We start from the raw sequence: 14,660 nt of genomic DNA on the forward strand, positions 1-14,660 counted from the left end.
CCAAATTGGGAAAAAGCTACATATTGTTCCGAATAATGGAAATATAAGTCTCCATTTTGGAATATTACCGTAAACATTCTTCTTTTGTTAAAGTTATGGTCTTGATAACTTAAACATCTCCTCACGTCCATTTTAATTGACATTCATTTAGTTAACATGAAAAAATCCTACATTTTCCTTTTAGCATCCGCAGTAAGCCTCTTCACGGCCTGCAGCAAAAAGGACGATACCACTCCAACGACCAATACCAATACCGAGCTGACGGCCACCATCAATGGTGCTCAGCAGGTGCCGTCCAACAATTCCACGGCTACCGGCACCTTCACGGGCAGCTACAACAGCGGCACCAAGCAGCTCACGTATGTGGTTACGTATCAGGGCATGACCCCAACTATTGCCCATATTCACACGGGTGCTCCCGGTATTAAGGGCTCAGTGGCCATTCCATTTGCCAATTTGACTTCGCCTATTACGGGTACGGTCACACTTGCGCCCGAGCAAGCAGATAACATTCTCAATAACGGCATGTATGTCAACATACACTCGTCGGCTTTTAGCGACGGCGAGATTCGCGGCGACATCAAGAAGAAGTAATCTGCCAGGGTAATTACCGGCGCAAGACTGCCGGGATAACACCTAAGTTGATTTCGCAAAAAAGGCCCGCTACGATGAATAGCGGGCCTTTTTGCATACTGAACTATCCGGAACTGCGCTACGGTTTCCGCTGGCGGCGCTTCAGGCCCTTCAGCCACGCGTAGGTGGCCTCCTGCGCCTGCACAGGCTTCTCCCCTTCCAACGCGGTGATATAGTCGTTCTCAAAATCGCGGGCCTTCACGTTGTCGTTGCGCTGGAAATCGAGCAGGTGGCGCACTTCAGCCCGCAGGCTTTCGTCGAGGATGGGGAAGGCTACTTCCACGCGGCGGTCGAGGTTGCGGGTCATCCAGTCGGCGGACGAGACGTAGACTTTTTCCTCGCCGCCGTGGCCAAAGACGTAGACCCGGCTGTGCTCCAGAAAGCGGTCGACGAGGCCGCGCTGGCTGATATTTTCGCTGAAGCCGGCTTGATTAGGCACCAGCCGGCCAATGCCGCGCACAATGAGCTCGACGCGCACACCGGCGTGGCTGGCTTCGTAGAGCTTGGCAATCATGCCTTCGTCCTCCACGGCATTCACTTTGAGGATGATGTAGGCCTCACGGCCCTTTTTGGCCTGCTTGATTTCGTAGTCGATGAGCGCGTTCAGGCCGGGGCGCAGGCCGAAGGGAGCCACCAGCAGCTGCTGCAGCTCGGGCACCACGCTTTGGTCGCGCAGGTACTCAAACACGGCTGCAACCTCTTCAGTCAGGCGCTCATCGGCCGTAAACAGGCCGTGGTCGGTGTAGAGCTCGCTGGTGCTTTCGTTGAAGTTGCCGGTGCTGAAGTAGCCGTAGCGGCGCGTGGTTTCGTCGGCCTCGCGGCGCACGATGAGCAGGAGCTTGCTGTGCACCTTGAGCTCGGGCGGGGTGAAGATGACGTGCGCCCCGGCCCGCTTCAGCTTATCGGCCCAAAAGAGGTTGGACTCTTCATCAAATCGCGCTTTCAGCTCCATTACCACCGTCACCTGCTTGCCGTTTTTGGCGGCTTTGAGCAGGGCTTTCACCACGGCGCTTTTGCTGGCCACGCGGTAGAGCGTGATGTTGATGACGGCCACGCGCGGGTCGGCGGCAGCTTCGCGCAGCAGGCGCGTCACGTAGTCGAACGACTGATAGGGCGGGTGCAGCAGGTGGTCGCGCGCGCCGATGGCCGCCAGCAGACTGCCCGTGCGCGGCAGCGTGGGGTGCGGCAGCGCAGGCCGGGCCGGGTAGTGAAAATCGGCCTCGCCGAAATCGGGAAAGCCGAAGAAATCGCGGAAGTTGTGGTAGCGGCTGCCCTCCACCAGCTCCTCGTCGGTGATGCCGGTTTTCTGCCTGATGGCGCGCAGCACTTCCTGGGGCATTTCGGGGTCGAATAGCAGACGGGCGGGGAAGCCGGTGGCGCGCTTGGCCAGGCTGCTGCGGATTTTCTCCATCAAATCGCCCGAAACCTCTTCCTCAATGTCCAGCTCGGCATCGCGCGAGAGCTTGATGGCATTCACTTCGACCTGCTGATAGGCCGGAAACAGACTGGCCGCGCCCACCCGAATCACGTCGTCCAGAAACAGTACGTAGCGCTCCTCGCCTTCGTCGGGCAGGCGCACGAAGCGGCTGCCGTGGCGCTTGGTGGGCAGCTCCATTATCAGCACCCGCTCATCGTCGGGCCGTCTTTTGGCTTTGCCGGCGGCGGCGTGGGGCTGGCTGAGGAAGAAGGTGAGGTAAACGGCTTGGTCCTTGAGAAAAAGGTGGTGCAGGGTGTCATCGAGCACCACGGGCGAGAGCAGGTCGCGCACGTTTTCGGCAAAGTAACGGGCCGTCCACTCGCGCTGCTGGTCGGTGAGGGTGGCCTCGGTGAGCAGGTGAATGCGGCGGCGGTTGAGCTCGGGCAGCAGCTGCTCGCGGAACGTGGCCCCGAATTCCTGCTGCTGCCGCGCCACTTCGGCCAGCACCTCTTTCAGCTGCCGCTTGGGGCTTTCGCCGAGCTTGGCGCGGGTTTTCTTCTTGAGCTTCGTCAGCCGCCGCAGCGTGGCCACGCGCACCTTAAAAAACTCGTCGAGGTTGCTGCTGAAAATGGCCAGGAACTTGAGGCGCTCCAGCAGCGGCACGGTGGGGCACTGGGCTTCCTGCAATACGCGGGCGTTGAAACGCAGCCAGCTCAGGTCACGGGAAAGGGTCTTCAATTTAATTAATAATTAAGAATTAGCAATTAAGAATGGCCGAGCAAGCCCTGTTGGCATTGTGATGCCTAGTGAGCTACGACTAACTATTCAGTGCAATAAGCCTTCTACGCCAGCATCGGGCCAAAGGGACTATTCTTAATTGTTAATTCTTAATTGTTAATTCTCATTCCGCGGGTAGTCGTAGAAATAAAATTCGGCGTTCACCTTGCTCACTTCGGCCCAGTGCTCGCAGGTAAAGCGCAGGCAGACCACGGCGGCGGTGGGCATTTCGTTGAGGCTGGAGGGTGAAAGCTCGTTGGCCGTTTCGGTGATGGTGGGGTTGTGGCCCACCACCAGGGCCGAGGCAGCCGAATCGGGCAAGTCTTTGATAATGGCGAGAAAATCGTCTACATCGGCCCCGTAAATGCCGGGCTCGACCTTGATTTTATCGTGCGGGTACTGCATTTCGCGGGCCACCAGCACGGCGGTGCTCATGGCGCGCACGGCGGGCGAGCTCACCACGATATCGGGGCAAATGCGGCGCTTGGCCAAGGCCTGGCCCATGAGGGGGGCATCGTCGCGGCCCCGGTCGTTGAGGGGGCGCTCCTGGTCGCTGAGCTCATCGAAGCTCCAGCTGGATTTGGCGTGGCGAAGGAGATAGAGGGTTTTCATGGGGACGAAGCTAACGGGCTTTTGCTTACCGGGGAGGTTAGGAAAAGGTTATGGCGGGTCTGGGTTCGGCGGAGCTGTGCCGCGGCACCTTCCCTGCCCGTGAAGCCTGGAGAGTATGGCGCGAGGACTATTGGTCTGCCCATCACAAAAAAACCCCGACCAACCGGCCGGGGCTCTTTTGTTTTCAGTAGGTCAGAAAGACTACTCTTTCACGAAGCGCTGGTGCGAGGTTTTGCTGCCGTCGCTCACGCTCAGGGTGTAGATGCCGGCGCGCAGCGAAGCCACGTTCAGCTGGCCATCCTCGAAGGAAAGGCCCTTGATTTCGCTGCCGCGCACGTCGTACACGCGCACCGAGAAGGCCTGCTCGGGGTCCATGCTCAGGGGGCGGGCAATGCGAAGCACGCTGCTGGCGGGGTTGGGGTACAGCGTGTATTGGTCGACCAGGCCGGTGGTGCCGGTGGTGCGGGCCGTGGTGGCATCGAGGCGGGCCCCACCGGTGACGGTGATGGTGTAGTCCTCGGTTTCGCCGTAGCTGTAGCTGCCGCAGCTGGTAGTGGCGCTGGCATCGCTTAGCACTACGCGCATGCGGGTGTTGCCGCTCTTGGCCGTGGTGGGCACCGTGAAGGAGCCCGTGCGGGTAGCGGCGCTGGTGCTGGCGGCGGCCGATACGACCAGCTCACCGGCATCGGTGAATACGCCGTTCTGGTTGTAGTCGATGTATACTTTCACGTACTCCGAGTAAGCAGTGCCCACGAAGCCGGCCGAGAAGCTGATGGTCTGGGCCGAGCCGGCGGCTACGCTGGTGCTCAGCGCGGTGCCGTCATAGTAGCCGCCATCGGCGCCCGAGGTGCGGGCAATGGTGCCCAGCTTCACGTAGTCGAGGTACTCATAGGCTACGCTGGCACCCTTGCTGGTGCAGTAGGTAACGGTGGGGGGAGGCGTGGTGCCGCCGCCACCGCTGGGAGCTACGCCGCCCTGCGAGGTGAGCAGGCCCACGCGGGCCCCGCCGGTGCCAAACAGCGCGTTCATGCGCGAGCTCTGGCCGGTCGAGAACATGAACATGGCGTTGTCGTCCACGTAGTCCATGTAGTTCATGAACATGTCGCCGTTGGGGCCGTTCGAGCACGATACGTGCGGGAACACGGGCTTGCCGTAGTTTTCGGCGCCCTGATTGGGGGTGTCAGCCACGTTGTCGGTGCCGGTGCAGGCGCCGTTATCATCGCCCCAAATGTGGTTCAGGTTCAGCCAGTGGCCCACTTCGTGACTGGCGGTGCGGCCCAGGTTGTAGGGCGAGGTCACGGTGCCGGTGCGGCCGAAGTATACGGGCGAAATCACCACGCCGTCGGTAGCGGAGGCACCGCCGGGAAACTGCGCGTAGCCCAGAATGCCGCCGCCGATGGTGCCCACCCACAGGTTGAGGTACTGGCTGGCGTTCCAGGCGTCGAGGCCGCCGGTGCTGGCTTTCTTGATTTTATCGGCAGTGCCCCAGCTGGTGGTGGTGCTGCTCTTGCGCTCGATGCCCGTGGTGGCGAGGCCGGCGGGCGTGCGCTTGGCCAGCACAAACTGGATGCCCACGTCGGCCACCTGGCCGGCGAAGGCGCTGGGAGTTTTGGTGTAGTCGGGATTCAGCTTGTGGTAGTCCTCGTTCAGCACGTCAATCTGCGACTGAATCTGGGCATCGGAAATGTTCTCGCCCGTGGTGCTGTACAGCACGTGCACCACCACCGGAATGGTGAGCGTGACGGCGGAAGTAGCATTGGTGGCCGGGTTGCTTTTAGCAAACTGCACAGCCTGGCTGTTGATGGCGGCCATGCGCTGGGCCAGGCCGGGGTCGGCGGCGAGCTGCTGCTGGAGCACTTCAACCGAAGCACAGGTGCGGTGGGGGGCGGGTGCCTGGGCACTGGCCGAATTAGTGGTGAGCGCAAGACCCAAAAGGCTCAGCGCAGCGGCGTAAACATTTGCTTTCATTCAAACAGGAATTTGGTGGCAAAAATGGTTTATGGATTGGCAAGCTATTGAAAATATGGCAACATTATTAATAAAATTCCGGCCTTACTTGCGTTTTTATCAAATTGTAAAACTATTTTTATATTAATTTGATAATTTGGCTAGAAAAATCACCAACAATTCATCTTCAGAAAAAAATTATTCTAACTACCACGGGCACAGTCGCCTAATCACCCGCTTTGGCCACCCCTAAAAACAACGACGCCCTGCCCAAAGGGCAAGGCGTCGAACAGGCAGAAACTGGAAACAACTACTCCTTCTGGAAACGCTGGCGGCTCATCTCAGTACCGGTACCGATGGTGACGTAGTACAGGCCCTTGGGCAGGTCGCTCACGCGCACCGCGCCCCGGCCGTCGTAGTGCGCCTGGGTCATTTCGTGGCCACTGAGGTCGTACACGCGCACGGCATATCGGGCGGCGTCGGCCCCGCGCGGCAGGTCCAGCGTCAGCACATCGGAGGCGGGGTTGGGGTAAAAGGAAGCCGGCGAAGACGTGGCCAGCGCCCGCGGAGCGATGCCGCCCTGCGAGGTGAGCAGGCCCGCGCGGGCCCCGCCAGCCGCAAACAACGCGTTCATGCGCTGGCTCTGGCCCGAGGAGAACATGTACATGCAGGCATCGTCCACGTAGTCCATATAGTTCATGCTCATATCGCCCGAGTTGGAGCACGACACGTGCGGGAAGGCCGGGCAGCCGTAGTTTTCGGCCCCTTGGTTGGGTGTGTCGGCCACTAGGTCGGAGCCGGTGCAGGCACCGTTGTCATCGCCCCAGATGTGGCGCAGGTTCAGCCAGTGGCCTACTTCGTGGGTGGCGGTGCGGCCCAGGTCGTAGCTGCTGATGTAGGTGCCGGCCGCGTTTTTGGCACGGCTGCCAAAGGCCGAGTACAAAATCACAACGCCATCGGTAGCGGCCGAGCCGCCGGGGAACTGAGCGTAGCCCAGCAGGCCCTGGCCCAGGTTGCAGGCCCACATGTTGAGGTACTTGGTGGCATCCCACGGGTCATCGCCGCCGCGCTTAGACTTCTTCACGGCGTCATCGGTGCGCCACGACGATGTTTTGGTTGATTTATGAATGATGCCGGTAGTAGCAAGCCCGCTGGGGTCGCGCTTGGCCAGCACAAACTGCACATTTGTATTTGCGGCCAGCCCAGCGTAGATGCCGGGGGTTTTGTTGGCGTCGGCGTTGAGCTTCTGGTAGTCTTCGTTCAGTACATCAATCTGCGACTGCACTTGGGCATCGGAGATGTTCTGGGCGGCCGTGTTGTAGAGCACGTGCACCACCACCGGGATGATGACCGTGCCGGCCGTGCTACGTTGCAGCGCCGGGTTGGCCAGCAGCTGCCGGGTCTGGGCTTCGATGGTGGCCATGCGCTGGGCCTGCGCGGGGTCGGCGGCGAGCTGGGCGGCCAGCACTTCCATGGTACCGCAGGCGCGGCGCGTGATGGTGTTGATGGCTTCCGGCTCGAAATTCGGCGCGAGGCGCCGGGCATCCTGCGCCAGGACGGGAGCAGCGCTGCCCAGCAAGGCCAGTGCGGAGAAGTAAAGTTTGTTCATGTAGTAGTTGGTCGATAAGGTTAAAAAATGGTTGATTGAGAATACCAATCTAAGAAAAAAAGGTTGCTTTTCTTCATTTTCGTTGCCAAATAATCAAACATACAGTCCCATAAAACCAAAAACTGGCAATAGACGCCAGGAAAACCTGCTTCTATTGCCAGTTAAGTAGCCAACTAAATTTACACGGCGCGGCTTCTGCTCAAAGGGCACTCAAGCCGACTGTGAACCGGTCATTCCACTGTTCCACGCCCCAATCGGGATGATGGGTGCTTAGAACAGGAAGTCGAACCCGACGAACACCAGCTTCTCCTCCCCTACCGAGTAGGTGGCATTGATGATGGCCGCCTTAAGGATATCGACGTAGATGCCGCCGCCGAAACCGCTGTGGAAAGCATTGAGGCCGGTATAAGTGCCGGTGTCGTTGTCGGAATACACGCGGCCGATATCGGCCAGGCCCATCACGCCAAACTTGCCGGGGAAGAGGTAGGCATTGAAGGAAAACAGCTCCAGGCGCGGCTCAAAGTTGGCATACACAGCCGTGCGGCCCGCGTAGCGGGTGCGGCGGTAGCCCCGCAGGTTGGTGGTGCCGCCCAGGGTGTTGGCCTGGTAGAAGCGGTAGTCGCCGAAGTTGTGCTGGTAGCCAATGCGGCCAGCGTAGGTGAGATGGAAGGGGAAGTTGGGCGTAAGGTAGGCCCGCACCTCGGTGCTGAAGCGCCCAAAGCTCAGGCTTTCGCTGTTGAGCTGCCAGTTGTACTGGTACTCGTTGTACCAGCGCAGGCCGATGCGGGGGTTTTTGGCCGACGAGCTGGCATCGAGGTTCAGGTACATCAGGCCGCCGAGGTACTGGTTGGTCTGAAAATCGGAGGCGCGCACGCCGAAGCGGCGGTTCTCGTAGGTGGTCACCCCGCTTTTGTTGGTCAGGCTGTCCTTAATGACCGAGCCGATGGGGTCTTGCTCGATGCGAAACTGGTCGTACTGCGGCCCGATGCCGAACTTGAGGAATTCGAACAGCTTGCGCTCGAAGGTGGGCGCGATGGTGAGCCTGTTGAAACGCACGCGGTAGGCGCTGTTCACGCTGCGGTTGGTAACCACGCCCCGGTTCTCATCCTTGGTAGCCAGATTCACCGTGTTGTTGCCAATGCCGAAGAAGTTGTACAGCAGCTGCGGGCCGTAGTACTGGGCGGCAATGTGCAGGTCGGTATTCCTGAAAATGCGGGTAAACTGGCCCGTGTAGCGGATGTTGTAGGCCGCGCGGGCCGGCGCGAAGTTGGCCGTGATGCTCTGCTCCCACGAATACGGCTCGCGGCGGAAGCCGTAGTGCCGGTAGGTCACGCCGCCGCCCAGCAGCACGCCATCGTCAATGTTGTAGCCGAAGTACAGGGCCGGGCCCACGTAGTCGAGGCGGTAGTCCTTCAGGTCGAAGCGGTGCGGGTAGTCGTAGCGGCTCACCTCGTAGCCGGGCTCCAGGCGCTGGCGGGCTTCGGAGCTGGTGTTGATAACATTGCCGGAATCGGCGTCGTAAATCTGCGTTTTGTGGAGCAGGCCGCCCACGTGGTCGCGGGTGGTGATGGAGTCGCGGCCCGTGCCGGCGATGATGCGCAGCTTCACACCGCGCTTCACGTCGCCCTTCACGTCGTACACGTCCTTGCCGGCAATGCCGTAGAGGCGCACCTCGTCGGTCACGGCATCGTCGAAGGTGCGGTCGTAGAGGATTTTGGTCAGCTTGCCATCCTTGTTAATCTTCTGCATCACCACGCGGGTTTTGCGGTTGGTAAGGCGCTCCACGGTAAACTTCTCGTTCTTTTTGGAGCCGCGCACTTCCACTATTTCGGCCAACAAGTCGGCGTACTTACCGGCCACGTCGGGCAGCAGGTCGCGGCGGCTTTTCAGCTTGGCGATGATTTCCTTGGCGTGCAGGTCGTAAATTTCCTTGGGCCATTTATCGCGGAAGGCCTTCTCAATTATCTCATCGGTGAGGTGGGCTTTCATGTAATCGGCCTCCTTTATCCAGTCCTGGCGGGTCACGGCGCTCATAAACACCCGGTCGTTGCTCATACCGGTCTGGTTCAGGCCCTTATAGTCGGCGTAGTCATACCCGAAGTTCTGAAAGTTGCGGATGGCAAACCGGCGCGAAATGATATAGGGCAGCACGCCATCGCCCTTAAAGAAGGCAATGTCGCGGTCTTCGGGCACGGCCGTAAAGGTGCGGTCGCCGCCCTTATCCTTCGTTTCGCTCCAGCGCCACTGGTCCTCGTGGCGGTCCCAGTCGCCAATCCACATATCGAAGAGGCGCGAGCGGGCGAAGGCTTTCTGGTTCACCTGGTTGTCGTTGTCGTCGAGCAGGCGGGTCAGCATCTTCTCGGTGCCCACCAGGTTTTTGGCGAAGCCCAGGCTGGCCACATTGTCCTGGCTGTCCTTGGCATCTTCTTCCAGGGCGGCGGGCAGGTTGGCAAACTGCGCGTAGTACTGCCCCAGCAAGGGGTCCTGCGGAATGTAGACCGGCACCGGGTTGGTGTGCAGAATGCCGGCCGCCGTGCCCAGCGGCGGCAGCACAAACGACGCATACGGGTGCTGGGCCGAAATCTGGTCCTGCAGCACGGCCTTGGCCAGGCCGGTGCGCAGCTGCTCGGGCAGCACGGCGGCGGGGTCTTTGTCGATGCCGCGCAGGGTGAAGTTGTAGCCCGCCTCGTTGCGCACTTTCAGCGAGGCGGTTTGCTTGCCGCCGCCGGTTTTGTAGGGCATCAGGCCGCCTTTGTCGTTGGCCAGGTCCAGGGTGCGGAATTTCACGGGCGTGGCCCACTCCTTGCGGTAGTGCTCGCCCAGCAGCCAGTTGTGAAAACCGCCGTGGCGGTCGTAGTTCGCGTTGATGGCCACCGTTACGGAGCTGTCGCGGTAGTCGGGGCGCGTGGTCGGAATCGGGGCCTTGGCAATGGCCGCTTCGGCCTTTTGCTGTTTCTTTTTCTTCTCCTTTTTCTTTTCCTCAATGGCCGCTTCGGTCTGGGGCAGCTTCTGGCCGCCGGCCTGACCGTTGGTGGTGGTCAGCACCGTTTCGGAAAGGGGCTCGGCGGGCGTGGTGGCAATGGTGCCCGTGGTTTTGGCATACATCGGCGTGCGGAACACGCGGCGGGCCGTTTGGCCATTGCCCTGCGGAATGAAGTATTCGCTCCACACCTGGCCGTCGTCGTAGTAGTTCACCACGGCAAAGCCCTTCTCCTTATCCGAGAAAATGGCCCCGCCGCCGTCGCCGGGCTTCACGTGCTGGGTTTTGCAGCCCGAGCCGCTGGTGATGAAGTGCGTGTTGCCTTCGGTGTAATACTGCAGGTTGTGCTCGTGCCCGGCGGCGTACACCACGTTGGGGTATTTGGCAAAAATGTCGAGCAGGCCCTTGCGGTAGGCCTGGTACATGGGGTGCGGAATATCCTGGCTAATGCCACCGTACTTGCGCGCAAACGGGTAAATCGAGCCGATGACGGGCAGCGGAATAAACGCGTACTTCAGCACAATGCTGAGCGGGAAAATGTGGTCGGCCAGCGTGAAATAGCCGCCGTGAATGCCGTCGCTGAACAGCGGATGGTGGGCAAACACCATGATGTGCTTGTCCTTGTTGCGGGCAATAATCTCCTCCAGCGCCGCAAATACGTCGTCGTTGTTATCGGCCCCGCAGGCCCCGTTCAGGCCGAAAGGCCGGTTGGTGGGCGGCGTCAGAAACCACTGCGAGTTCAGGGCGATGAGCACCAGGTCGTCCTGCACGCGCACCTCAAACGGGCCGGGGCAGCCGTCGCGGGGCAGGAAAAAGTCGCCGGTGTAGGAGAAGGCCGTCGAGTCCTTGCGCATGTACTGCTCCACAAAGGCCTGCTCGCGGTTGACCTGCTCCAGGCCGCCGGCCGTACCCTGAATCCAGTCGTGGTTGCCGGGCGTCATGTACTTCTCGCCGGGGTAGCCCCGGAAAATGTCGAGCTGGGCGGTGAGGCGCTCCTCGGCATTTTTACGGTCGTAGGCCCCTTCCTCGGGCATGCCGTAGTTGTACACGTTGTCGCCCAGGAAGATGGTGGTGCTGTTTTTACCGGCCTTCATTATCTGCTGACGCAGGAAATTCAGGCTCGGCTCGCCGCCCTTGGCCACCGGAATGGGGTTGCCCACGTCGCCAATCAGGAACACGCGGTAGCGAATGCGGGTCGAGTCCGGAGGCATATTGCGCTCCCAGTTTACCCCCGCCTTGCGGTAGTTGGGGCGGCTGGTGTGCGGGTTCTGGTCCGACTCGCCGGGCTCGGGAAGCTCCCGCTGGGTTCCTCGGGGCTCTTTGGGCGCTTTGGGGGTTTTGAGAGCAGCTTGCTGAGCCGTGGCAACCAGCGGCAGGCAGCAGGCAAGCAAAAAAGTGAAGCGGCGAAGTAGGTACATGAAATAAAATTACAAGGCGAAGAACAGGCCACGCCGCAGGGCCCGGGCAAATACAAAAATAACGCGCACGGCCGGCAAAGGGCCGGCGCTATAGCGCCCGTTACGCAAAGCACGGCAGTGCGGTTTGGCCGGGGTTTTCAACTTCCGGCGGGCGCTTCGCGTTGAAAGCCGGCGGACCGGCCAAATGCGCCGCCGTAGCTTCGCATATCATGAAAGAAATTATCCCCGAATCCGTCGAAACTTCTGCGGCGTCCGCACCGGCTGCATCGGTGGAAACCCCGGCTCCGGCCGCGCCCCCGGCGGCCCCCGCCTCCGAGAAGCCGCTTGAGGCGGAGGCCGACAAAGCCCCCAAGGCCAAAGCCTCGGCCCTGGCAAAAGCGGCGCAGGCCTACATCACCGACCTGTTTGCCAAAGAATTATCGCCCAAGCTCACCTACCACACCCTGGGCCACACCGAGGCCGTGGTGAAGGAATGCCGCGCCCTGGCCCCCGCCGCCAACCTCAGCGCCGACGACACCGAGAACCTGTTGCTGGCTGCCTGGTTTCACGACTCGGGCTACCTCGATGTGTACGACGGCCACGAGTTTCGCAGCATGGAGCGGGCCGGGGCCTGGCTGGCTAAAAACGACCTGCCCAAAGCCCGCATCGAGCTGATTCAGGGCCTGATTAAGGCCACGCACCGCGACTCGCCGCCCGAAACCGAGCTGCAAAAAATCCTGGTCGATGCCGACATGAGCAACCTGGCGCGCGACGACTATCGCTCCCGCGCCGAACTGCTGCGCACCGAGTGGGAGCTGGTGCTCGACAAAACCTACTCCACGCCGGAGTGGACCGAGCTGCAGCTTAACTTCATGCTGGCCCACAAGTACCTGTCCGAAGCGGGCAAGGACCGGTACAAGAAGGCCCTCAAAAAGCACATCGACGACCAGCGCGACCACCTCAAGAAGAAGGAGAAAAAAAGCAAGAAGAAGACCCGGGAAAAGAGCGAAACCTTTGCCGAGCCCAAGCGTGGCATCGAAACCATGTTCCGCACCATGTACTCGAACCACATGAAGCTGAGCGACATGGCCGACAAAAAAGCCAGCATGATGATTCAGCTCAACGCGGTGCTCATCTCGGTCATCATCACCTACCTGGGGGCCAAGATGGGCAAGGCCGGCAGCCTGGCCCCGCTGATGGGCAACAACCCCGTGCTGGCCATTCCGGTGAGTATTCTGCTGATAACGGCCCTGGGCTCGGTCACGACGGCCATTCTCTCGGCCCAGCCCGATGTCACAAGTTTCGACTGGCTCAAGAAAAGCCCCGAAATCGCTACCAACCGCCGCGTCAACCTGCTGTTCTTCGGGCAGTTCACCAAGCTCAATCTCGACAATTTCCAGAGCGGCATGCGCGAGATTATGCGGCAGAAAGACATGCTCTACACCAACATGGTGACGGACATTTACTACCTCGGCGAGGTGCTCACCCGAAAATACCGCCTGCTGCGCACCAGCTACACCATTTTTCTGGTGGGCATTATTCTCACGGCGCTCTCGTTCGGCATCGCGCTGCTGTATAAGTCGTAGGGCGTTCGGCAGCGGCGGGGTCTGTACTTATCTTTGCGCCATGGCTGCGTAGTTCAAAGGATAGAATAGGCGTTTCCTAAACGCTTGATATGAGTTCGATTCTCGTCGTGGCTACTTGATTATCAGACAGTTAAAAAATGCCGCTTCTGCAATGAAGGGGCATTTTTTTATTCTTATGCCCTGGCATTGTTCGCCATTGCAGCCGTAATTAAGGTGATGGACAACCGCCCGTGGTCGAACTCCCAATGATGGTTGGGGCACAGTGCCACCAGATTGCTTAATTCGTTTACCTCGGCGACGGAATCGGTAGGCAGGAAGTCGTTGATTGGCTTGATATGACACACCTCATAATGGGCGTCGTAGCCGCACACCGCACATACTTTGGGCCGGGTCGATTTGCGGTACGCCATGCGCGCCAGGCTGCGGATTTGCGCGGCATACTGCTGGCGGGCTTTCGACCGGAGCTGCTGTATCGGTACCAGTCGCCAGTCAACTACGCTCGGATTGCAGCCGTCGCAGGTGGTGCGCCGGGTTAGCAGCGCTACGCCGCAGTGCTTGCAATGCCGCGCAATCCGCTGACGGCTGGGAAATAGCCGCCCGTTTATCCGGTTGGCACAGGAGCGGGAGCAGTACTTCGCATTGGCAGTTTGGATGCCGCAGTGCAGGCAATTATTCATGGCTGAATGTACTATGCACCGCCGGACAAGCCGGGGCGGCGGACGGAAAACGAAGCAGCTGCTTCGGCTGCTATTTCGGTGCTTCCAGTGGCAAGCCTGAGCCGTAAAAGACAAAATATTTCAGGGAATCTTTCAGTTATCACAATACCTTTGTACTGGTATTATCTATAAAATGGGCCGGTAGCGGCTCACGGCGGCACTTATTCTTCGTTCTCCCCTCTATGGCCACCCCTTACCCCCGCCGCCCCGCCGACGAGGCGCACCGACTGCAGGCCCTGCGTCCGTATCAGCTCATCACCTCCATTCCGGACGCCCTGTTCGATGACCTTATTCGGCTCACGGCCACGCTTTTCGATGTGCCTATTGCCATTGTGGCCCTGGTGGAAGAAAGCACCGTGCAGTTCCGCCTGAACGTGGGCCTGCCCGACGGCACCGCCCAGGAACCCCGCGACGAAAGCCTGTGCTCAGTCGCGATTTTGCAGGATGACCCCACGGTGTTCGAAAATCTAGAAACCGACCCCTGCGAGCTGGCCGAGCCCGGCTTCGTGCAACGCATGAACCTGCAATTCTACGCCGGCAGCCCCCTGCGCACCGCCGACGGCTTTCCGGTAGGCGTGCTCTGCGTAATTGACCGCCTGCCCCGTCTTTTCGGGGCCGAAGAACAGCAGCAGCTGGGGCGGCTTTCTGAAATCGTGATTCGCCTGCTGGATTTGCGCATCAAATCTGAGAAAGACGGAACGCTGTCTCCCGGCACTACCCTGTGGGCCGGCCTCTACGACCAGATTGAAGCGTCGGTAAACCGCCTCGGCACGCTGGCCGAATTGGCCAAGTGGGAAGAAAGCGCCAATACCGACGCGGCCGTGGCCTACCGGCAATCCACGCAGGAAGAAATAGGACGGGTGCTGGATGCGTTGCACGAACAGATTTCGGCGCAGCTGCAGTAGCTGCGCGGGCATTAATCTTCCGAGGCGGCCCGGGGCGTAGTTCCTGCTGCTACTCACTGCTACTGCTCAGGCGGTGGACGC

At 60.1% G+C, this 14,660-nt stretch carries 9 protein-coding genes and 1 tRNA gene; 4 read left to right on the forward strand and 6 right to left on the reverse strand.

Annotation, left to right across the window (positions count from 1 at the left end; translation table 11 throughout):
* Positions 1–156: 156 nt before the first annotated feature.
* A complete protein-coding gene (locus HBN54_RS00960; RefSeq protein ID WP_168671279.1) occupies positions 157–594 on the forward strand; it encodes a CHRD domain-containing protein in 438 nt (145 codons plus the stop codon).
* 118 nt (positions 595–712) lie between these two features.
* On the opposite strand, the gene ppk1 is transcribed toward HBN54_RS00960, so the two are convergent.
* The 5 genes from ppk1 to HBN54_RS23315 form a co-directional block, all read right to left on the reverse strand.
* A complete protein-coding gene (ppk1, locus tag HBN54_RS00965) occupies positions 713–2,788 on the reverse strand; it encodes a polyphosphate kinase 1 (RefSeq protein ID WP_210427894.1) in 2,076 nt (691 codons plus the stop codon).
* 156 nt (positions 2,789–2,944) lie between these two features.
* On the reverse strand, positions 2,945–3,439 hold the full coding sequence (locus tag HBN54_RS00970; protein ID WP_168671280.1) for a SixA phosphatase family protein: 495 nt from the start codon (positions 3,437–3,439) through the stop codon (positions 2,945–2,947).
* Positions 3,440–3,640: 201 nt separating this feature from the next.
* Positions 3,641–5,407: a GEVED domain-containing protein gene (locus tag HBN54_RS00975; RefSeq protein ID WP_168671281.1), complete on the reverse strand. Its 1,767-nt coding sequence runs from the start codon at positions 5,405–5,407 to the stop codon at positions 3,641–3,643.
* Positions 5,408–5,696: 289 nt separating this feature from the next.
* A complete protein-coding gene (locus HBN54_RS00980) occupies positions 5,697–6,995 on the reverse strand; it encodes a M43 family zinc metalloprotease (RefSeq protein WP_168671282.1) in 1,299 nt (432 codons plus the stop codon).
* Between the two features lie 270 nt (positions 6,996–7,265).
* The gene (locus HBN54_RS23315; protein WP_235955330.1) at positions 7,266–11,393 is read right to left on the reverse strand and encodes a metallophosphoesterase; all 4,128 of its coding nucleotides are present in this window, start codon (positions 11,391–11,393) and stop codon (positions 7,266–7,268) included.
* 209 nt (positions 11,394–11,602) lie between these two features.
* Between HBN54_RS23315 and HBN54_RS00995 the strand changes: the two genes are divergently transcribed.
* Positions 11,603–12,958: a Pycsar system effector family protein gene (locus HBN54_RS00995; RefSeq protein ID WP_235955331.1), complete on the forward strand. Its 1,356-nt coding sequence runs from the start codon at positions 11,603–11,605 to the stop codon at positions 12,956–12,958.
* Between the two features lie 42 nt (positions 12,959–13,000).
* Positions 13,001–13,072, forward strand: a tRNA-Arg gene (locus HBN54_RS01000).
* A gap of 59 nt (positions 13,073–13,131) precedes the next feature.
* On the opposite strand, the gene HBN54_RS01005 is transcribed toward HBN54_RS01000, so the two are convergent.
* Entirely contained in the window at positions 13,132–13,635 is a 504-nt protein-coding gene (locus HBN54_RS01005) for an HNH endonuclease signature motif containing protein (protein ID WP_168671283.1), read from the reverse strand.
* Between the two features lie 221 nt (positions 13,636–13,856).
* Here HBN54_RS01005 and HBN54_RS01010 point away from each other — a divergent pair, with 221 nt between their 5' ends.
* A complete protein-coding gene (locus tag HBN54_RS01010) occupies positions 13,857–14,579 on the forward strand; it encodes a GAF domain-containing protein (RefSeq protein ID WP_168671284.1) in 723 nt (240 codons plus the stop codon).
* Positions 14,580–14,660 lie beyond the last annotated feature (81 nt).

Origin of the sequence: Hymenobacter artigasi, from assembly GCF_012275535.1 — a bacterium.
GTDB classification, from domain to species: domain Bacteria; phylum Bacteroidota; class Bacteroidia; order Cytophagales; family Hymenobacteraceae; genus Hymenobacter; species Hymenobacter artigasi.